Genomic DNA, 19,554 nt, shown 5'->3' on the forward strand with positions numbered 1-19,554 from the left:
GTCGATCTCGATCCGTCATCGCTCAGAACCCGTACTTGACCGCGAAGGCCACGTTGCGGGGGCCGCCGAGCTGGGACGAGGTCGCCCAGTAATCGAGGGCGCCCAGATTGGCGACGTTGAGGTCGAAGCGGATCGGGTGGCCGTCGATCTGGGTCTTGTAGTGCATGCCAAGGTCGACGATCGTGTAGCCGTCGATCTTCTGGAGATTGGCGCTGTCCTTGTACATCTTGCCGGCGTGGTAGACGCCGCCGCTGATGGAGAAGCCGTCCAGCCCCGGAATCTCGTAATCGGCGTAGACTTTCGCCAGCATGTCGCTGACGCCGGTGGGCTTCTTGCCCAGCAGCGAGGCCGTGCTGGTCTTGGTGACTTTCAGGTCCATCACGGTGCCGCCCAGCATCACGTTGAGCCGGGGCGTGACGTGGCCGGTCACCGTCAGTTCGACACCCTGATGGACCTCCACGCCGTCCTGCGTGCGGGTGATCTTGCCGTTTACCGTTTCGTCGTAGGAATTGGCCTTCTCGATCCGGTAGAGCGCGCCGGTGATCATGAGCGCGTCGATCGGAGCGTACTTGGCGCCCACCTCGTACTGCTTGGAGACGTAGGGCTTCATGATCTCGCCCGGATTGTTGTAGAGCGCGGCGTCGTCGGGGACCGTCGAGCCCTGTTCCAGACCTTCCATGTACGTCGCGTACGTCGTCACCCGCGCTGCCGGCTTGAACACCAGCGAGACCGTGGGCGTATAGGCGCTTTCGTTGTAGCTGGACGTGCGCGTGCCGGTCGCCCCGAAGTTGCGGGCCTTCACGGTGCTGCGGTTCACGCCCACCATCGCGCTGAGCTGCTCGGTAAACTGGATGTCGTCGCCCAGGATCACGTTGGTGTTCTGCGACTGGCTGGACTTGTAGAGTGCGCCCCACGAATAGGTGTTCAGCGTATCGGGCATGGCCCAGCTGTTCATGTCGTTGGGGTCGGTGAAGGCCGGCGAAAAACCGGCGCTGACCGAGTTGGTGACGTGCCGCTTCACACGCAGGATGTCGCCCGAAGCGCCCACGGTCAGGCGGTGCTTGATGCCCAGCGTCTCGAATTCGCTGTCGAGATAGGCATAGGCGCCCTGCGCAATGTTGTAGGACGGCGCGCTGCGCGAGGCCCAACCGACTTTCCAGCCCACATCCTCGAAATAGGCGGGATAGACGTTGATCGATTCCTGCGCATCGCGCTTGTAGAGGTAGGCGGCGCGCAGGCTGAAAGTGTCGTTCAGCTTCCACTTGGCATTGGTGCCGATGCGGTCGGTCTTGATCTGGAGGTAAGTCCAGTCCGGCGTCCAGGTCTTGCTGGCGTCCAGCGGTTCGATCCAGTGATCGATCGCCGCATAACTGGTATCGGCATAGGCGTAGAAGCGGGAATCGATGCCGTCGATCCGGTAATAGGTATGCGCCGCTTCGACTTGCAGCAGCAGGTCCGGCGAGACGTTCCAGTCCACCGCGCCGCTGAACAGGCTGCGGGCGATGTTCTGGTTCTTCTTCGCGGTCTCACCGTCCTGATAGGAGAGGTTCAGCCGGTAGGCGAACACACCGTCCCGGTCGATCTTGCCGCCCAGATCGGCATGGACGAAGAACTGCCGGTTGCCATAGTCGCCCACAGTGATGTCGCGCGTGGGCGTGTAGGTCGGCCGCTTGAGCACGTAGTTGGTCACACCGCCCGGATTGCCGACGCCGTACATGAAGCCGGACAGGCCGTTCATGATCTCGACATTGGCGAGTTCTTCCATGGAAATGCCGGTCAGCGTGGAGGATAGCCGGACCCCGTCCACCACGCCCTTCTGGGAATCGAAGCCGCGGATGGTGACATAGGGCGTTCCGTAGACGGTCGATGGGGCGGAGTTCTGGACCACCGGGTTCATCTTGAACATCTGGTCCATGTCGCCGGCGACGACGCTTTCGATCAGGTCCTGCGAAAGGACGCTGATCGCATAGGGGGTGTTGATGACGAGCTTGTCGCCCCAGGGGCCGGAGGCCGAGCGGGTGTCGATCTTGACGTTGCGGCCCGTGACCACGATGGAATCGCCACGCCGCGCGTCATCCGCTGGGTCAAACCGATCCTCATCGCTGAGCATGGCTGTCGTGGAAGGCTCTGCGCTGGCCGAGACGAGCAGTGTATCGAGCGTCATCGCCCCGGTGGTGGCACGCGCAATGGTCACGGCCGCCGGGCCATTGGCACGCGCCACAAGGCCGGTGCCGGACAGCAGCCGCGCCAGTGCATCGCGCCACGGCAGCTTTGCGTTGAGGCCCGCCGAATGACGTCCTTGCGTGAGCGAGGCGTCGTAGTTCAGCTGCAATCCGCTCTGCTGCGCAAAGTTGTTCAACGCGTCGCTCAGCGAGCCAGCGGGAATGGCATAGGCGTTCACGCTGCCGTTCTCTTGCGCCATCGCGCCGGAAGCGAACGCAGTCATACCCCCGGTCATGGTGGTGCCGGCTAGCAGTGCGGCTACCAGCAGGCGTGCGCCGCCATGACCCATTTTCTCGTACATCGAATTGACCCCAATATGGTTGCGAGATGGCGCAATCACGCTGTTGCGACGCATTCTCAATAATGGAGACGGGGCGGGGCGGGAAAAGACGACTAAGGGCTGCAAATTTTTTGCGGTTCAGCGGTGGAGCACGATCAGGCGATCCGAAAACCGGAAAGACCTGAGATTCAGGCTGCGCTCGATGCTGTCGACCGCCTCAAGCGGGTGGTCGAGATCGTAGACGCCGCTGACCTTCACGTCCGCCGCTGTTCCCGTGACGGAAAGATAGCCGTGTCGATAGCGCGCGATTTCGGCGACGACTTCGCGCAAGGGGCGGTTGACCACGACGAGCCGGCCTCGCGTCCAGGCGGTGACCCCATTGCCGGCGGCTTCGACAGCGCCCAGTGTCTCGGCATCGAAATCGACGCGCCGGCCTTCGTCGACGATTGCGGAGCGACCACCGCCGATAACCCGGACCCGATGTTGGGTCACCACGAGTTCGGCGATCCCGTCCCGCTCGCGCACTGCGAAAGCCGTGCCAAGAGCGGTGGCGCTGCCGCCCGCGGCTTCGACAGTGAACGGGCGGCTGCGGTCCGGCGTCACTTCGAACAGCGCGCTTCCTTCAAGCAGGCGCACCTGGCGGCGGGTGGCGGAAAAGTCGTGAACGATGGCCGAACTGCTGCCCAGCGTCACGTGTGAGCCGTCTTCCAGCGTCAGCAAACGGCGTTCGCCTACCCCAGTGGCATAATCCGCGCGCAGGCGGGTCGGCCAGTCGCCGAACGAGGCGAATGCCGCCAGCGCTATCGATGCGGCGACTGCCGCTCCGGCCCACCGTCGCGGCTTGCGGGCGGGAGGGGTGGAGGAGCTGCGGTTGCGGCCGAATATACTCCGGCGTTTGAGCGCGATTGGCGGCAAACCGGTGGGTTGGGTAGCAACGGATGCCGGATCGCTGTCCATCAGGCACCAAAGCTCTTCCAGTCGTTCAAGGGCGCGGCGATGGTCCGGCTCGGACAACCATTCCCGAAAGGACCGCTCATCTTCAGCCGACAATTCTCCTCCGTCCCGGCGGACGATCCAGTCTGCGGCGGATTCTGCAATGGCGGCCGGAATGGTGGCGCGAGGTGCGTTTTCGGTCACGGTTCCGTCCCTTCGGTCGGCTTTCTCATCAACCATGACGGAATTGTCCCGCCAAACACGACGCGGCCAGACGAGATGCCGTCAGGCAAAGCTGGGCGACTGTTGTGGATCGCACTGGGCATCACGCCTCCCCTTCGATTTCGCCGAGCCGGGTGGCCAGCGTCAGCAGGGCGATCCGTAATTGCTTTTCGACCGCGCCCCGGGTGATGCCGAGGCGGTCGGCGATGACGGCTTGGTCGAGGCCATCGAACTTGCGCAAAATGAAGATTTCCCGGCATCGGGGAGGTAGATCTGCCACCAGTTCGCGCACCATGCGCAGGCGATCTGCCGCAAGGACTTGCCGCTCGGCATCCGGGCTTTCATCGGCGACGGTGATGCCGGCCTCTTCGTCTGCCAGCCAAGGCCGCCACTTGCCGCTGTCCCGCGCCCTGTCGTTCACCAGATTGCGGGCCACGCGGTAGAGAAAGGCGCGGGGGTTCTCCACCCGGCCCGCGCGAAGCGACGGAATGGCCCGGGCCCAGGTTTCCTGCACGATATCGGCGGCAACCGGCGGCGAATCCACGAGCGAACGGACATAGGCGAACAGCGCGGCCTGATGGGAACCGACGATGGCGGCATCGCCCCCGTTCACGGTGTGGCCGCCGACGTCGCCCCGTCATCGATCAGGAAGACGATGGGTAGGGAGACGGCAAGTTCGTCCGGAAGCCCGCTTGGGATCGGGGGGAAGGGTGCCGCCCTTGAGACGATGGCCAGCGCGGCTTGATCGAGGGCGGAATGTCCCGTGCTGGAAACGATCACCGCATCCAGCAAATACCCGTCGCGATCGATGCGGAAGAGGAGGGAGCCTGTCCCCTGCGCATGATGTTGAAGCGATCCCGCCGGATAGCGGCGCTGGCTTTCCAGCCGCGCGATCAGGGCCCGGCGATAGGATAGGGCAAGGTCCGGCAGATTGTCCGACAGGCCGCCGGTGGCAGCAGCGGCGGGCGGTTCAGGGGCGTTTGTCGCGAGTACTTCTGCGGTGCGAACGGGCAGGGGCGTAGCGACATGGGGCGGGGCCGATGCCGGGATATGTCGCGGACGCACCGCTTGGGCGTTCGGCTTGTCGTGCACGGGCGCGGGCGAATGGACGTTGAATGTCACCAGCGTGGCAGGCACCGCGTGATTCGGCGCGCCTGCTTGCAGCCAGCCGAACGTGATGGCGGCAACGGCGGCTGCCGCCACGTGAACCCCGGCCGTAATGGCAACGGCGGCCGCGCGCACCGATGCGCCGTTTCCACCCTCTTGGTTGGAACGGCGCAAGCGGCAGAGGAAAGGCGGCGGGTTCACGCGCGGTGAAGGGTGAGGGGGTGCTTGCTTACCGCCTGGTTCTCACAGCGTGCCGCGAAGCGTCAATGTGAAGGCGCGGGGCGTCGCGAAGCGTGCGCTGCCGATATAGAGGCCCGAGTAATACTTCTTGTCGAAGACGTTATCGAGGTGCGCGGTAAGCGAGAAATGTTCCGAGAAACGGTAGTTGGCCAGAAGGTCCAGCGTCGCAAGGCTGCCCTGCGTGTAAATTTCGCCATTGGGGCCGGTACCGTCGGCCGTGGTCTTGCTCTGCCACTTGAGGTTTCCGCCCACCATCAAGGCGTCGAGCGCGCCGGGCAGCCGGTAGGTGGTGAACATCTTGAAGGTGTTCTTGGGGATCTGCGGAAGCTGGCGAACCCCATCGCGATCCTCGGCCCGGGCGTTCGCGAAGCCGCCCGCCACGCGCCATCCGGGCAGGACTTCGCCGTTGACTTCAAGTTCGAAGCCCGATGATTTCATGCCCGATACCGCGTGATAGGCGGAGCTGCCGTCCGGCGCGAAGATGCCGGGGCCGTCTGCCAGGGCATAGTTGTTCTGCTTCATCCGGAAGACCGCCGTGCTGGCGCTCAGCTTGCCGTTAAGGAAATCCGCCTTCAGGCCTGCCTCGTACGTGTCACCTTCAAGCGGAGCAATCGTATCGCCGTCCACGGTGCGTTCCGTCTGCGGGTCGAAGACGCTGGCGTAGCTGATATAGGCCGAGATGGCCTTGCTGAAATCGAGGACGATGCCGGCGTAGGGCGTGAACACGGCTTTCTCGTCGGTTACCGATGACCACGTGCGCACGCCGCCCGCGGGCTGCGAATAGCTGTCCTGCTTCCACCATGTCAGGCGTCCGCCCGCGATCACCGACAAGGGGCTGATGGGCTTGAGGCGCGCCACGCCGGCGATCCCGCTCGTCTCGACGCGATTGCCGCCGAGATCGCCCGTTGCCGTCAAATCGGGTTTGGGCGTGTCGCCATTGGGGAAGAATGCGTAAGCATTGATCGGTTTCGCGTAATCGCTCCCCGACCACCAGCCGGGGTAAAGCGTCTGGTCATCGTCGGACCGCGCGTGGCTAAGCGTCAGGCCGATGTGCTGCTCCTGGCCCAGAACTTCGAAGGTCCCGCGCAAGTTGGCATAAATGGCATTGAGCGTGAGGTCCGAGGCCCAGCGCGTCGAATACAGGGTGCCGCCATCCCCGGTATCCTTGTCTATCGCGCTCCCGAAAAAATAGCCGATAGTTTCGTCATAGGAACCGGACTTGTGCTCGGCGTCGATCTGCAAGTGCCAGTTCTTGTCGAAATCGTGCGCCAGTGACGCGAAGATGTTGACGCTTTCGCGCTTGAAATCGGACCAGTTTGCGCCGCCGTTGGTCGATCGTGCAAAATCAGTCGTGGTTCCGTCTGTGAAAAACAGCGGTACGCCTCCGCGAGAGGCACCCTTGTTGCCGAAGTTCTGGTATTCCACGCCGACGGTCAGCAAAGTGGACGGCGCCAGATCAGCCTCGACGATGCCGTAGAGCGCCTGGCGCTTGACGTGCTCGCGATCGATGTAAGTGTCATTGTCCTGCCAGGCGCCAGAGACGCGGGCGCGGATGTGGCCGTCGGCCGTTACGGCCCCACCCAGGTCACCTTCCAGGCGGTACATATCCCAGGAACCGACAGTTGCGGCCGCGGTGGCCGTGAGATCCGTGCCGGGACGCTTGCGGATCATGTTGATTGCCGCGGAGGGCTGTCCAGTGCCCGTCATCATCCCGGCCGATCCCCGGATGACTTCGATCCGGTCGTAGGCGATCATGTCCGCCGTATCTTCGGTGAAGCCGTAGATCTTGGTGGGCCGGGCGATGCCGTCCACGAGATAGTTTTCGATCGCGAAGCCGCGGGCTGTGTAGTTTGTGCCGTCGGTCCCAAGCGCGCTGGATTGATTGGACTGTATGCCGACGATCTGCGCCATCACGCCGGAAATGTCGTAAAGCCCCTGTTCCTGCATACGCACGCTGTCCAGGACGGTCACCGATTGCGGGGTCTCGCGCGATGAGAGACTGAGGCCGGTGGTTCCTGTCTCACCCGTAACCACGATCGGGTTCTCCTCCGGATCCTCAGTCGCGGTTTCGGCGCGGGCGCTGCCAAAGCTCATCAACCCGATAGCTAATGCAGATGCGACGCAATAGCGTATTCGGCTTCTGGTTGTGATTGTCATTGTGGGCCCCCTGATGCAGCGCACCGGAGAAACCGGCGTCCTTATGCCCGCTGGCGTCTAATGCGAATGATTTGCAAATGCAATAATGCAAAAAACGTCTACGTTCACTGTTCGATGTTCCAGGCGTACGACACCCTGACCAGCCTGGAACCCGTGAAAGTCTATGGGGCGGGAGCTACGGTCGCCGCCAACCCGGGCGGCGCGTGCGTAGAACTGACGGCGCAGCTCGAACCTGATTGCGCACCGAGCGTTGCAGGTCGGTGGCGGTTCGGTCTACCTGGATCTTGGTATAAGACGGCGAGCACTGCCCCCTTTGGAGAGCGACATGGCTGACAACGATCCCCCCATCATGGTCTCTCCACTTTCCCGGATGGTCAGCGAGGATGGCATTACGGTTCGAGTGGAGATATTCAAACTCGAAGCGGACGAAGGCTGGACGTTGGAGGTGATCAACGAAACCGGCACTTCAACAGTCTGGGAGGACCCGTTCGATAGCGATGCGTCAGCCTTCGAGGCGTTCAAGCGCGCGGTGGAGATCGAGGGGATAAGTACTTTTCTCGACGATGATGGTGAAGGTTGGACCACCATTCATTGATACCATCCTGATTGGGCCGCCCGGCATTGTCTGCGGCGTCATCCAGGCGGCTGCGGGCTGGCTTTAAGCCTTTTCAGGATGGAGTGGGTGCTCCATTAGTTCATAGCGATCCCAGCAAGGGCGGCAGGCTTTCGCGACCCTGAGCCGCCGCCGTCCCTTAAATCAGTCGTGTTACTGCGCCCGCATTGCCGCACGAACCGCTCAAACTGTCGGCAATGGGTTGGCTTATTCCGCCGTTCACGTCACATTGCTGCAATGCAATATTCCTCCAAGGCGCTTCTTGCCATCGGGCCTCCGGTCCTGTTTGCGCTTTGCGGCGCCGCCGGCCGTTACACTTTCCAGCTGGTGGAGACGCGCTACCAGATCCTTACATTCTGGATGATCGCGGCTGCATTGGAGCTGTGGCGCCATGCCGAAGAACCGCAAGCTGGAAGCTGGAGGGCCGTCGCAAACGCCGGCGCCGCCACTGCCGCAATCATTGCTATGAAATGGCATATCGAGGGTGTCTCGCCGCTGCTCCTTCCCCTCATGGTTTAGCCCAGTGCGCAGTCCAGCGCTGCAATTGGGGAACTTTGCAGATCCTGCATGACAAGGAAGGAGCGGATCGTTCCGCCACCGTTCTTCCATGGCACTTCGGGGCAGCGCCGAGTTCAGATAACCTGTAAATACTCTAGCGTAACTCAGATGATGAGGAGATGAATGTCCCGTTTCATGCCTCATTTTCAGCGGACGAACTCGTGTCGCGCTCCAAAGAAGTCCTCAGGATCAATCGCAAAGCCGGACGAAATGCACGCAGATTTCGTCACTCGAAGGTTCCGCTTCTCAAAATGATCGCGCGCAGTTTCCTCGTCCTTCACCCGCCAAACCAACGCGTAAATGCCGTTCTGTGGCTTGTTGAGGAAGGCTCCGAGCGGGCCTTGTTCGGTGTCGTCAGGTTGGATGAAGGCAACCTGGATGTCGCCAACGCTCAGCAGCACGCGGCGGCCATCTTGGGGGAGTGCGGTCACTCCGTCCTCGATGACGCGGCCATCCAGGACCGACGTGAAGAAGTGAATCGCCTTTTCGATTTCGCTGGTCACGCATGCGATATGGTCAAGCTGCAGCACTGACGACGCATGCCCGGTTCCGACGGAGGGGCCCCAACCTCCCAGACGATCGTACGGGTCGTTCGGCATCGTGGAGGAGCAAACCTCCAGCAGAACACCGCCCGTGGATTCCGGCTTTACGAAGAAAAAGAAACCATAGTCGCTTGCAACTACGCCGCCGGCGTCCCGAATGGCCTGGCTGGCTGCCGGACCATCCTCGACCTTGAGTTCGAACGAATGAAAACTCTCGCCAATTTTGCTCGTCATCCGGGCAAACCCCTTGCTCATGTCATCGCGCGTTCGCGGTGCCATGGGTTCGATCGAATGATTGGTGACGTAGAGGAGCGCACAGTCCCGATCTTCTGCTGGAAAGTAGTTTTCGGCAAATACGAGGCCGCCCAAAGCGTCCTGATAGAGGAGACGGCATGCATGAAGATCGTAAGTGGCGTGAATGGTATGAATGACGCGTTGAACGGCGATTTGTGCATGCCCGGCCACGAAAATCTCCACATCGAAGTCCTTTCGTGCTTGGGTATTTTGCCTCGCCGAGTGGAGCAAGCGTGCAGGTAAACTCATCGTCAGGGTGAAGTAGTCGCGATTTGCGCAAGAGCTCACCGCTGCAATCCGGGAGACCGGCGCGACGATCGCCTTCGATGCCATTGGCGGCGGCGCATTGGGCAGCGACATCCAGCGCGCAATCACCATTACTCCCGGAGCCGCGGCACTATCCGGTGAGGCGGAAGCTTCGGCGGACATGGGCCGGCCCTAAACGAACCGGCCTCCTTTTTCATTTCGGAATTACTTCGATGCCCGAGACGATTGCGGGACCGTTGATGGGCTGAAACACCAGATCGAGTGTGCCGTCCGCGACATTGACCGCGATTTCGCGGGTCAGCGCCGTCCAGGCGGCCTTCGCTTCACGGCGAACGTCGACGCGGGCCGCCTTGCGGCCTTCTGCCAGAACCTGGAACTGCCGCGTACCAACGCCCGCCTTCTCGTCCGGTTCGAAGAAGTGCATTCGGACCGTATAGCGCCCGTTCGGCACCGGGATCGCATAACGGAAATCGCCCTCCCGCCAACTGCCATAGGCCGCCTGGTTCCGTGTGCCCAGCACCGGCCGCACCGGGCCCGGCTCTCCCCCGCGCGACATCGGGGGGCGGTCGCGGAAATGCGCCTCCCCGCCTCTTGAAAACACATCCGATCCCCAAAGCACGCCATTGGGTGCGCGCTGCTCCTCCAGAGTTCCCGCCCGGATATGATAGAGGCCGGGCCTTCCCTCGAAAGTCCAGGTAATGGCGTCCGAAATCCGCTTCCCGTCGAGCATTCCGGTTGCCTCCAGTCGGTTCTCGCCCGGGTCCAGAGTAACCTCGGGCCAACGGCAAATTCCGGCCTCGCAGCGCGCCTCCCCCAGCGAGCGGCCGTTGAGGCTCAGCTGAGCCGTTTCGGTATTCGCATAGGCTTTCACCTCGACCACCGGATAGGGACGCGAGCTGTGGCGCCGTTCGGCCAGATAGAGGGTTGGCTCCTGCGACCAGTTTGCCTTGTAGAAATAGAAAGCATCCTTGCGGGTCTTGCGATCGAACGTGACCAGGCCCTTGTCATTGGTATCGGTAAGATCGCCTTCGAGCCTCAGCTCGTTCGAGAAATCGAACATGTTCCATACCCAGCTCGCCCAGACATAAGGCCGCGCGGCGATCTGCTTCCAGCTTTCCTCCAGCAGGTGGCTCTGGAACTCCTCGGGATGAGGCCTTCCGAAAGCCGCGATCGGGCCGCCAAGCGGATCATCCGTATGCTGGGTCAGCGCGCCGCCTGCACCGTACTCGCTGATCGAAATGGGCTGATGCGCAAAACGGCCATGCAGCCGGTCGAGATCGCGACCCAGGAAATCGACGGTATTGCCATACCAGCCGTGATAGCGATTGTAGCCGATCACGTCGGTGACCCCCGCGACGCTGTCGAGCCCCGGCTTGTTATCTTCCGCGATGGTGCCGCAGCAATCCGCCAGCGTGGCAGGGCGCAAGGGATCTTCCGCATGGACAACTGCCTGTAAACGCTCAAGTAGAGGCCTGGCATTCGAAGTGCCCCGCCCCTTGGCCGCCTCCAGGTTGACCTCGTTGGCGATCGACCAGACCGCGATCGAGGGATGGTTGTATTCCTGCCGGATCAGTTCGCGCAGTTGCTGCTCGGCATTGGCAGCGAAGGCTTCGGTCGTCGTCTCCGAATACCAGGGCGCCGAGCGATCGACGAGCGGGATCTCGGCCCAGACGACCATGCCTGCCTCATCCATTTGCCGATAGGTCTCGTTGGCATGCTGGTAGTGCGCAAGGCGAACCGTATTGGCCCCGATTTCCCGGATCATCGCCGTATCCTGCGCGATATCGTCCGGTGTGATCGCCCAGCCTTTCCCCGGCCTGTCCTGATGCCGGGAGACACCGTGCAGCGCGATATGCCGGCCATTGAGCCAGAATCCGCTCTGCGGATCGATCCGCATGGTGCGAATACCGAGCGGTTGCTCCACTTCATCCACCACGCGCCCCGCATGATCGAGCAGGCGGACGTTTACGTGATAGAGGTAAGGGTCGCGCAGTCCGTCCCACAAGTGCGGACTGGCAAGGACGAGTTCGCTTGCGACCTCGCTGCGGCCCGCCCGCTCGCCCGCAGCCGCAGTGCGATACGGCACGAATGACGCCGCAGCGACCCTGCCATCCCGGTCGAGCACGCGGATCTGGAGCTTGCCCGCAGCCGCTTTCTTGGTGCCATTCTCAAGCCGTGTAAGAACGCGCAGGCCTGCCTTGCCGTTCTCCAGTGAGGTCGTGCTCGCATAGACCCCTGGGCCACCGAAGTCCTCCATCGCAATGCGCAAGGGGGCGGTCACAATCAGCGACGCCGGCCGATAGAGGCCGCCGTACATCGGCCAATCGCCGTTCATCGGGATCACATCGGCCGTCGGCGATCCCTTCTCCCGCGGAGAACTGTTGTTGACCCGAACGACCAGCACGTTCTCGCCGCTCGGCCTGAGCGCCGGCGTCGCATCGAACCGGAAGCCTGCAAAAGCGCCTGCATGGCGGCCGAGGTGCACGCCGTTGACCCAGACATCGGCAACGACACTGGCCGCATCGAATTGCACCCAGACGCGTCTGTTTCCGAGTTTGTCCGGCGTAGGGAAACCGCGCCTGTACCAGCCGCTGCCCTTGACGTTCTGGTAGTCTTCCCGCCGCTTCGCAGTCCCGCCCATCCGGTTCCAGTTGTGCGGCAGCGAAACCTTGTCCCATGCGGAAACATCGAAATCTGCACTCTCCGCGCCGGCAGGAAGATCGCCGAGGTGGAAGGACCAATCCGAACCGAGCGGAACGACCTCGCGCGCCGCCAGCGGCCCGAAAGCACCGGGAACGCAGAAAGAGCACATCGCAAGCAGGGCCGCACGCCTGGCGTGGCTAGGAAACGACATCTTTTTCTCCCCGAAAATTGGTAAGGCCTCTTTTGATGCCAATATCGCTGCCAAGCGCACTTCTTTCAATCTATCTCCCGTTATGTGGAAAATACAACCACAAATTGGAATAAGGGATTGGCCAATACAGATGCTGCCTCCACCAAACGGCGCGGCAGTCGCAACTCGATACACTCGCTCGTTGGCCTTCCATCGGAAACAGTTGGCCTTCCATCGGAAACAAGTAATCGCCAGAGCCGATCTCCACGGGGCACGCTTCGGTTCTGCCTATCGGTTGGCGCAAGCCATCCTCCAGTTAAACGCCCACTTGAAGTGGAAGGATCTGGTGCGGCTAAGTCGCACGGCGGTGGGTCGGGTCGTGCGGCTCACTTGCGAAGATGGGCAACGGAACGTTTCTCGGGTTTTGGCTCCAAGCAACGGGGTGTCCGACATCGTCCCTTACGACTGTTGAGCGTAATTTGACGCATTAACGAAGGGCTGGTTTCGGGGAAGGGGCGCGGAGCCCAGACGGTCCGCTATGTCGAAGGATTTCGGGTGCTTGCGTACGAAATCGAGACATGGAAGAATCCGCTGGCGACTTGCGCTGAGCTATAGGGAATTGTGTTTCGTGATGGTGTGGCCGGGGTGCGCACACGCGCTGCGATGCAGGCAAGAGCGGATGATCTCCGGGCGTCCCGGGGCCGTCGGCAGGCGCGTCGAGGCGGCATTGATGGTGCCGGCACTGGCGCCGCTCTCGTGCCGGCGGATCTGGAAATTACGCAGATCCTCCGCCGTTGCCATATCGGGCGGGCGGCCGAAGTAGGCCGCGAAACGCCGCACGTGCCTGATGTACTGGTCCTGTGTACGTGGCAGTAGGCTTCGCATCATCATATCGTGCAGCATGCGCTGACGTAGCGGAGTGACAGGGGCTTCAGTCGATGGGGCATAGGCATGGCAGGTTCCTCTCCTTGAAGGGAACTCCATGCTGGGACTGCGACTGCGTCTTACTCAAAGGCCTACTCTACTCCGCGACTTCGCCCCACGCGGCCCTCCCGCGCGAGCGGGTTCGTCCAAGTTGGCGGGAGCGGCTGCACGAACGCCGGCAATTAATGACAGAATCCCCTCGTCACCGTGCGGAAGATCGAACCTAGCCCGAGCTGCACGGTACTCAGGCAATTACAAGGATGCGCACTGCTTAAGTTTGGCGATTGCACAAACCGACAAGACTTTCGGCACGAACGCGGTTCTGCATAAGGCAGATGTCTGGTGCACCGCTCCGACTATTAGATGGCCTCGAACGCGTCGGACTTATGACCGCGCAGCCGGACAACGTCACGAACCGGAGGTTCGCCGAAATGCCGCGCATATTCGCGGCTGAACTGCGACGCGCTCTCGTATCCGACGGCAAAGGCCGCGCGCGCCGCGTCGGGGCTGACGGTAAGCAGGCGGCGTGCGGTCTGCAATCGCAGGCTCTTCTGGTACTGCAGCGGGCTCATGCCTGTTGCCGCCTTGAAGTGGCGGTGGAATGAAGGAACGCTCATTCCCGCGATCTGCGCGAGAGACTCCGTCCTCAGTTGCTGGTCGAAATTCCGGCGGACGCATTCAATCGCCCGGCGAATGCGGGACAGACGGCTATCCTCGCGTCCGATCTGTCGCAGCATCGAGCCGTGACCGCTTTGCAGGAGCCGATAGAGGACCTCGCGCTCGCGTGCGGGGCCCAGGATGGGAATGTCGCCGGGAGTATCCAGCAAGGCCAGAAGCTGCTCCCAGGCGAGAAGAATATCGGATGTGACCGGTGCGACGCCGAACCCGGCAAGCGGGCCCGCATCATCCGCATTCGCTGCGCCCGGGGGCAGTTCGGCGAGCAGTTCCGCCAGAACCTCCCGGTTGAGCGCAAGGCTCGTCACCAGATAGGGCCGATCACGCGATGCCTCGATCACGCAGCCGACTGCGGCAACTTCCACCGAAGTCACGAAGCAGGTTGCCGCGTCATAGCGCAGCACGCGATTGCCGATCGTGACCTGCTTGGCGCCGCGCAGGACCAGGCAGATCATCGGTTCATAGCGGCTGCTCATGGCCGAGCCCACCTCGTGCGCCGCGTGGATGCGCAGGCGCGGCACGGCGGTTTCCGGCACCGGGCCGCCGACATGGCGCTCCACGCGCCGGCACATGCGATCAAGCGTCTCCTGCATGGCACCTACTATCGTACTGCCGGTGGCGCGATTCAACCATGCTGATAGGATCAGGCAAGGCGTTGAGACGATCGGGCACCTGCATCGGCAATGCCGCGCCCATATGCCGGCCGTGACCTGCAGCCCGGAAATGTCGCCGGCCGCTGCCGCCACGCAAATGGAGAGCATCATGACCCAGCAATTTGGCGCGACTTCGACGACCGATGACGTGCTTGCAGGCATAGACCTTAGCGGAAAGCGCGTGTTGGTGACCGGCGCATCGGCAGGCATCGGTGTCGAAACCTGCCGTACCCTCGTCGCCCACGGCGCCGATGTGGTCGGCGCGGCGCGCGATCTGAAGAAAGCCGAAGCTGCGACGCAAGGCATGCGCGCGGCGGCCGAAAGCAGTCAGGGCAGCTTCGAACTCGTGGAACTGGATCTCGCGTCGCTCGCAAGCGTGCGCAGCTGCGCGGACCGTCTGAACGCGGATGGTCGGCCGTTCGACATCGTGATCGCCAATGCTGGGGTCATGGCAGCGCCGTTCGGACATACGCAGGACGGTTTCGAAACCCAGTTCGGCACAAACCATCTGGGCCATTTCCTGCTCGTTAACCGTATCGCCTCGCTCCTGAAGCCGGGTGGCCGGCTCGTGAACCTGTCGTCGGCCGGGCATCGCTACGGCAACGTGAGCCTTGACGATCCGGGCTTCGAACAGACCCCGTACGATCCGTGGGTCGCCTATGGTCGCTCCAAGACCGCCAATATCCTCTTCGCCGTCGAGTTCGACCGGCGGCATCGGGATAGCGGCATTCGCGCCACGGCCGTGCATCCCGGCGTCATCTGGGAAACCGAACTGTCCCGGTACATGACCGAGGAAGACAAGGAGGCACTGGTTGCCACGATCGGCGCCGGCCTTGAAGCTGCGGGCCAGCCGCCGCTCGTCTACAAGTCGATCCCGCAAGGCGCGGCAACCTCGGTCTGGAGCGCGATCGTCGCGGAACCTTCCGAAATCGGCGGCCGCTATTGCGAGGACTGCCATGTCGCGGAAATGCAGGAGAGCGAAGGCCTGCGTGGCGGCGTGCAGCCCTATGCCCTCGATCCGGAAACCGCGAAGGCGCTTTGGGCGAAGAGTGAGGAACTGGTCGGCGAGCTTTTCTGAGGACGTCCGTCTGGCCAAGCTGGGAGCAAATACAATGAAGTATCGTACATTGGGCCAAGACCTGAAGGTTTCCGCCATCGGCGTGGGCTGCATGCCGATGATCCGCGAAGGCAACATCAACTATGGCCTTGCGGACGACGATGTCTCCACGCGAACGATCCACGAGGCGATCGATCTGGGCATCACCTTCTTCGACACCGCCGAAATGTATGGCCCGTTCCGTAACGAGGAACTGGTCGGCGCGGCCATCAAGGGGCGCCGCGAAGGACTGGTCATCGCCACGAAATTCGCGATGCGCTGGGATGGCGATACGCCGGTCGGCGTGGACGGCAGCCCCGAAAACGCACGGCGTGCCTGCGAAGGATCATTGAAGCGGCTGGGCATCGACACGATCGACCTGTTCTATCAGCATCGCGTTGATCCGCAGGTCCCCATCGAAGAAACGATCGGCGGCATGGCGGACCTCGTCAAGGAAGGCAAAGTGCGCCACATCGGCCTGTCGGAGGCTGCGGCCGACACCGTGCGCCGCGCCGCGAAAGTTCATCCGATCGCCGCCTTGCAAAGCGAATATTCGATTTGGGAACGCGATGTCGAAGGCGACATCCTTTCCGCCTGCCGCGAAAACGGCATCGGGTTCGTTCCCTATAGCCCTCTGGGGCGCGGCTTTTTGGCTGGGGGCATCCGTAGTCTCGACGACCTGCCCGCGAACGACTGGCGGCGCAACGATCCGCGGTATTCGCCGGAGAACATGCCCCGGAACCTGGCGATCGTCGATGCGATCGCGTCAGTCGCGCAGCGTCACGGCGTGTCCAATGCACAGATCGCGCTCGCCTGGCTACTGGCTCAGGGAGAGGACATCGTGCCGATCCCCGGCTTCAAGCGCAGCGAGACCTTGCGGGACAGCGTCGGTGCGCCCGATGTGGACTTGTCGAGCGATGACCTCGCCGCGATCGAGGCCGCCGCTCCCAGCGGCAAGACGGCTGGCCCGCGCTACAATGAAATGGGCATGTCTCGCGTAAAGCTTTAATCGTCGGCTGTATTCGTCCCGGCTGGCCGGCCGGTCAAAGGCTGGTCGGCCGGGTGCTTGACGCTTGCATTGCCTTCTATGCGGCTCAATGCCGGCTTGCGGGAACAACCTTGCGTCGTTGGCAACAAGACCGACCATGAACGTATTTATCCTGTACAGCTTTCGGCGATGCCCTTTCGCGATGCGCGCGAGGCTGGCGTTGTATGTCAGCGGCACGTCCCTGGAACGATCTAATCATCGTTCCTGAAACCTGACGTTCGCAGAGAAATAATCTCTGCGTGGGATTGTGCAAAAGCCAATGCGCGACCACGTTGGCATTCCAACAGGGAATGACGATTTGGATCGATTATCGACGTTGCGATTGCTGACGCGTGTTATCGAACTGGGCAGTTTCACGCGTGCCGCGCACGAACTCGGCTTGGGGCAACCATCCGCCAGCAAGCAGATTGGCTCTCTTGAGGCGCATCTTGGAACGCGGTTGCTGGAGCGCACATCTCGCGGACTCAGGGCGACTGCAGCAGGCCTGGACCTCTATCATTCTGCGCTGCGCCTGATCAGTGACCTTGAGGAAACCGAAGCGCGTATCCGCGACGGATCCACTGCGCCAAGTGGACTCGTCCGCGTTGCCACTCCTCCTGTCCTTGGTCGCATGTACATCATCCCGCGCCTGCCTTCCTTTCTTGCGCAGTTCCCGCAGATCGAGGTCGAGTTCACCGCCGGCCAACCGTTTGCCGATCTGGTCAAGGACGGAGTCGATGTGGCGCTGCGCGTCGGCGAGCTTGGTTCTTCGGGCCTGATTGCCCGCAAGATCGGTGAGATGCAGATGATCACTGTTGCTTCTCCAGACTACCTCGCCAGGCATGGCACTCCAGCGGACCTGCGAGATCTGGCACGCCATAAGCTCATCGCTGCCCAAACCGGCGGGCGGGCCATCGAATGGCGGTTCAGCGGTGAGGAAGGGACTGTTGCGATCATGCCGACAAGCGCGTTTCGCTCGAACGATGGCGAGGATTTGCGGGCCGCTGTGCTCGCAGGAATCGGCATCCTGCACGGGCCGGGCGCGCTGTTTCATGCGGATCTGGAAGCAGGCAGGATCGTCAGAATTCTCGAAGCCTATAAAGCGGGTACCGATCCGATCCATCTTGTCACGCCGGGCGGCCGCAAAATGCCATATCGTGTACGCGTCTTCATCGATTTTCTCGCGGCGACCTTCGCTAGCCAGCCCGGCCTTCAGATACCCTGAGCATTCTTGCAGGGAATGGTTGCTATGCTCTTCTGCTGCCTACTGCACAGGAGGAGCGGGCCCTAGATCCGGCTGATGTCGCCAAGACGACGCCAACCAGATCAGGACCGTATCATGTTGAAGACCAACCAGCCGATCCAGCCAAGCGATGCTGCAGATAAGCTTGCAGCGGCGGAAACCCTCTACCGCTTCGCCGCCGGCATCGACCTCAAGAATTCCGATCTGCTCGCATCGGCCTTCGCGGCGGACGCCGTGTCCGATTTCAGGCCTGCCGCGGCCAAGGCCGGTTTCGAATATCCGGTGCTGCAGGGGCGGGAGAATATCGTCGCGGCCCTATCCGGATCGCTCAAGTCCCTCGATACCACGCATTCGGTGAGCAATCCGCGCGTCACCGTCGATGGCGACCGGGCTCGCCTTGATGCACTGATGGAGGCGCAGCATGTGCCAGCAGCCGACCATTCGCGGCACTATCTCATGAAGAACCGCTACGATGTCGAACTGGTTCGCGGCGATGATGCTTGGGTCATACAACGCGTCACGATCGATAACGTCTGGCGTTCCGGCGATCCGTCGGTGCTCTCCGTCATCTGAAGACCGAGCGGTAGCGACCGATACCATCGCAACCATGCGAAATTCCGGCTTTCGCCGAGAGGGAAGATTTCATGAGATTAATGGGAAAAGTCGCGCTCGTCACGGGCGCGTCGAGCGGCATCGGTGCGGGCATAGCCCGGGCTTTGGGCGCCGAGGGGGCGAGCGTCATCGTGAATTACGCCACCAGCAAGAACGACGCCGACGCGGTGGTGGCATTGATCGAAGCTGAGGGCGGAGCAGCAACTGCCCTCCAAGCTGATATGTCGAAGGAGAGCGATGTTGTCCGTCTTTTCAACGACGTCATCGCGCGGCACGGCAAGCTGGATATTCTCATCAACAACGCCGGCGTTGCAAAGTTCGAGACGGCGGAGAGCCTGACCGAAGACGCCTTTCACAAGCAGTTCAATGTGAACGTGCTTGGCTACTTCCTCGCCATCCGCGAGGCGGTCAGACATTTCGGCGAGGACGGTGGCAGCATTGTCAACATCAGCTCGATCCTCAGCACGCATCCATCTCCCGGCACCAGCATCTATGCGGCGACCAAAGGCGCGGTCGACACCATGACGTATGCGCTGGCGCGTGAACTTGGCCCGCGCGGCATCCGCGTGAACGCCGTCATGCCCGGCTATACCAACACCCGGGCGACCGAAGGTAATTTCGCGGGCGAGCTTGGCGAAAGGCTGCTCGCCGAGACGCCGCTCGGACGCTTCGGCGAGCCGGAGGACATTGCGCCCACCGTCCTGTTCCTGGCATCGGACGATGCCCACTGGGTCAGCGGCGAGTCTATCAGGGCCACCGGCGGCGCACGCGGCGTCTGAAGCGTCAGGGCCGGCCCCGCTCCAAAATCTGCGCCCTGCGAAAGCAGACCGGGACGTGGTCGTGGGTGATGCCGACGGCCTGCATCCAGGCATAGACGATCGTCGGCCCGACGAACTTGAAGCCTCGTGCCTTCAGATCTTTCGCGAGGGTCACCGACAGCGCGGTCTGCGTGTCGGTGACCCTGCCTTCGATCGGCTTGCACGAAGTAAAGGACCAGCAATGGGTGGCGAAATCCTCGCCGCGATCCTGCTTGTCCTCCATAGCCAGGCCCTCTT

Annotated in this window: 17 protein-coding genes and 1 pseudogene; 8 read left to right on the forward strand and 10 right to left on the reverse strand. The window is 62.2% G+C overall.

Going from position 1 to position 19,554, the window contains the following annotated elements; all coding sequences use genetic code 11:
* Positions 1–22: 22 nt before the first annotated feature.
* From AC1VVM_RS25385 to AC1VVM_RS25405, 5 genes are all read right to left on the reverse strand, one after another.
* Entirely contained in the window at positions 23–2,524 is a 2,502-nt protein-coding gene (locus AC1VVM_RS25385; RefSeq protein ID WP_482956936.1) for a TonB-dependent siderophore receptor, read from the reverse strand.
* Between the two features lie 117 nt (positions 2,525–2,641).
* On the reverse strand, positions 2,642–3,676 hold the full coding sequence (locus tag AC1VVM_RS25390; RefSeq protein WP_482956937.1) for a FecR family protein: 1,035 nt from the start codon (positions 3,674–3,676) through the stop codon (positions 2,642–2,644).
* Between the two features lie 85 nt (positions 3,677–3,761).
* A complete protein-coding gene (locus AC1VVM_RS25395) occupies positions 3,762–4,271 on the reverse strand; it encodes an RNA polymerase sigma factor (protein WP_482906484.1) in 510 nt (169 codons plus the stop codon).
* Complete coding sequence (locus tag AC1VVM_RS25400; protein ID WP_482906485.1) at positions 4,268–4,900, reverse strand: energy transducer TonB; 633 nt, start codon at positions 4,898–4,900, stop codon at positions 4,268–4,270. The genes AC1VVM_RS25395 and AC1VVM_RS25400 overlap by 4 nt, the downstream gene beginning before the upstream one ends.
* 108 nt (positions 4,901–5,008) lie before the next feature.
* Positions 5,009–7,099 (reverse strand): TonB-dependent siderophore receptor, encoded by a 2,091-nt coding sequence (locus tag AC1VVM_RS25405; RefSeq protein ID WP_482956938.1) that lies wholly within the window; start codon positions 7,097–7,099, stop codon positions 5,009–5,011.
* A gap of 388 nt (positions 7,100–7,487) precedes the next feature.
* Here AC1VVM_RS25405 and AC1VVM_RS25410 point away from each other — a divergent pair, with 388 nt between their 5' ends.
* Entirely contained in the window at positions 7,488–7,757 is a 270-nt protein-coding gene (locus AC1VVM_RS25410) for a hypothetical protein (protein ID WP_482956939.1), read from the forward strand.
* Positions 7,758–8,012: 255 nt separating this feature from the next.
* Positions 8,013–8,294 (forward strand): hypothetical protein, encoded by a 282-nt coding sequence (locus AC1VVM_RS25415; RefSeq protein WP_482956940.1) that lies wholly within the window; start codon positions 8,013–8,015, stop codon positions 8,292–8,294.
* 185 nt (positions 8,295–8,479) lie between these two features.
* On the opposite strand, the gene AC1VVM_RS25420 is transcribed toward AC1VVM_RS25415, so the two are convergent.
* The 4 genes from AC1VVM_RS25420 to AC1VVM_RS25435 all read right to left on the reverse strand — a co-directional run bounded on the left by AC1VVM_RS25420 (position 8,480) and on the right by AC1VVM_RS25435 (position 14,461).
* Positions 8,480–9,598, reverse strand: a complete 1,119-nt coding sequence (locus AC1VVM_RS25420) for a VOC family protein (protein ID WP_482956941.1) — start codon at positions 9,596–9,598, stop codon at positions 8,480–8,482.
* Positions 9,599–9,629: 31 nt separating this feature from the next.
* Entirely contained in the window at positions 9,630–12,290 is a 2,661-nt protein-coding gene (locus AC1VVM_RS25425; protein ID WP_482956942.1) for a glycoside hydrolase family 2 TIM barrel-domain containing protein, read from the reverse strand.
* A gap of 588 nt (positions 12,291–12,878) precedes the next feature.
* On the reverse strand, positions 12,879–13,253 hold the full coding sequence (locus tag AC1VVM_RS25430) for a phage integrase N-terminal SAM-like domain-containing protein (protein WP_482956943.1): 375 nt from the start codon (positions 13,251–13,253) through the stop codon (positions 12,879–12,881).
* A gap of 299 nt (positions 13,254–13,552) precedes the next feature.
* Positions 13,553–14,461, reverse strand: coding sequence for an AraC family transcriptional regulator (locus AC1VVM_RS25435; RefSeq protein WP_482906492.1), 909 nt, complete (start codon positions 14,459–14,461; stop codon positions 13,553–13,555).
* Positions 14,462–14,630: 169 nt separating this feature from the next.
* Here AC1VVM_RS25435 and AC1VVM_RS25440 point away from each other — a divergent pair, with 169 nt between their 5' ends.
* The 6 genes and pseudogenes from AC1VVM_RS25440 (at position 14,631) to AC1VVM_RS25465 (ending at position 19,278) form a co-directional block, all read left to right on the forward strand.
* On the forward strand, positions 14,631–15,599 hold the full coding sequence (locus AC1VVM_RS25440; protein WP_482906493.1) for an SDR family NAD(P)-dependent oxidoreductase: 969 nt from the start codon (positions 14,631–14,633) through the stop codon (positions 15,597–15,599).
* Positions 15,600–15,633: 34 nt separating this feature from the next.
* Positions 15,634–16,626 (forward strand): aldo/keto reductase, encoded by a 993-nt coding sequence (locus AC1VVM_RS25445; RefSeq protein WP_482906494.1) that lies wholly within the window; start codon positions 15,634–15,636, stop codon positions 16,624–16,626.
* A 136-nt stretch (positions 16,627–16,762) separates the two neighbouring features.
* A pseudogene (locus tag AC1VVM_RS25450) lies at positions 16,763–16,852 on the forward strand (thioredoxin domain-containing protein); the annotation flags it as partial.
* Positions 16,853–16,924: 72 nt separating this feature from the next.
* Positions 16,925–17,869 carry a LysR family transcriptional regulator gene (locus AC1VVM_RS25455; protein WP_482906495.1) on the forward strand — a complete coding sequence of 315 codons (945 nt, stop codon included), beginning with the start codon at positions 16,925–16,927 and terminating at the stop codon, positions 17,867–17,869.
* 114 nt (positions 17,870–17,983) lie between these two features.
* A complete protein-coding gene (locus AC1VVM_RS25460) occupies positions 17,984–18,460 on the forward strand; it encodes a nuclear transport factor 2 family protein (protein WP_482906496.1) in 477 nt (158 codons plus the stop codon).
* An 80-nt stretch (positions 18,461–18,540) separates the two neighbouring features.
* Complete coding sequence (locus tag AC1VVM_RS25465; RefSeq protein ID WP_482906497.1) at positions 18,541–19,278, forward strand: SDR family NAD(P)-dependent oxidoreductase; 738 nt, start codon at positions 18,541–18,543, stop codon at positions 19,276–19,278.
* 4 nt (positions 19,279–19,282) lie between these two features.
* Here the strand turns inward: AC1VVM_RS25465 and AC1VVM_RS25470 are convergent, their stop codons facing one another.
* Complete coding sequence (locus AC1VVM_RS25470; protein ID WP_482906498.1) at positions 19,283–19,540, reverse strand: DNA-3-methyladenine glycosylase I; 258 nt, start codon at positions 19,538–19,540, stop codon at positions 19,283–19,285.
* Between the last annotated feature and the right edge of the window lie 14 nt (positions 19,541–19,554).

This window comes from Novosphingobium sp. BL-S-33, assembly GCF_056857025.1.

Excerpts from the sequence above, each read along its gene's own strand:
- AC1VVM_RS25385 (WP_482956936.1), bottom strand. The coding sequence starts at position 2,524 with ATGTACGAGAAAATGGGTCATGGCGGCGCACGCCTGCTGGTAGCCGCA.
- AC1VVM_RS25390 (WP_482956937.1), bottom strand. The coding sequence starts at position 3,676 with ATGGTTGATGAGAAAGCCGACCGAAGGGACGGAACCGTGACCGAAAAC.
- AC1VVM_RS25405 (WP_482956938.1), bottom strand. The coding sequence starts at position 7,099 with ATGAGCTTTGGCAGCGCCCGCGCCGAAACCGCGACTGAGGATCCGGAG.
- AC1VVM_RS25410 (WP_482956939.1), top strand. The coding sequence starts at position 7,488 with ATGGCTGACAACGATCCCCCCATCATGGTCTCTCCACTTTCCCGGATG.
- AC1VVM_RS25415 (WP_482956940.1), top strand. The coding sequence starts at position 8,013 with ATGCAATATTCCTCCAAGGCGCTTCTTGCCATCGGGCCTCCGGTCCTG.
- AC1VVM_RS25420 (WP_482956941.1), bottom strand. The coding sequence starts at position 9,598 with ATGTCCGCCGAAGCTTCCGCCTCACCGGATAGTGCCGCGGCTCCGGGA.
- AC1VVM_RS25425 (WP_482956942.1), bottom strand. The coding sequence starts at position 12,290 with ATGTCGTTTCCTAGCCACGCCAGGCGTGCGGCCCTGCTTGCGATGTGC.
- AC1VVM_RS25430 (WP_482956943.1), bottom strand. The coding sequence starts at position 13,253 with ATGGAGTTCCCTTCAAGGAGAGGAACCTGCCATGCCTATGCCCCATCG.
- AC1VVM_RS25435 (WP_482906492.1), bottom strand. The coding sequence starts at position 14,461 with ATGCAGGAGACGCTTGATCGCATGTGCCGGCGCGTGGAGCGCCATGTC.
- AC1VVM_RS25440 (WP_482906493.1), top strand. The coding sequence starts at position 14,631 with ATGACCCAGCAATTTGGCGCGACTTCGACGACCGATGACGTGCTTGCA.
- AC1VVM_RS25445 (WP_482906494.1), top strand. The coding sequence starts at position 15,634 with ATGAAGTATCGTACATTGGGCCAAGACCTGAAGGTTTCCGCCATCGGC.
- AC1VVM_RS25455 (WP_482906495.1), top strand. The coding sequence starts at position 16,925 with ATGCGCGACCACGTTGGCATTCCAACAGGGAATGACGATTTGGATCGA.
- AC1VVM_RS25460 (WP_482906496.1), top strand. The coding sequence starts at position 17,984 with ATGTTGAAGACCAACCAGCCGATCCAGCCAAGCGATGCTGCAGATAAG.
- AC1VVM_RS25465 (WP_482906497.1), top strand. The coding sequence starts at position 18,541 with ATGGGAAAAGTCGCGCTCGTCACGGGCGCGTCGAGCGGCATCGGTGCG.
- AC1VVM_RS25470 (WP_482906498.1), bottom strand. The coding sequence starts at position 19,540 with ATGGAGGACAAGCAGGATCGCGGCGAGGATTTCGCCACCCATTGCTGG.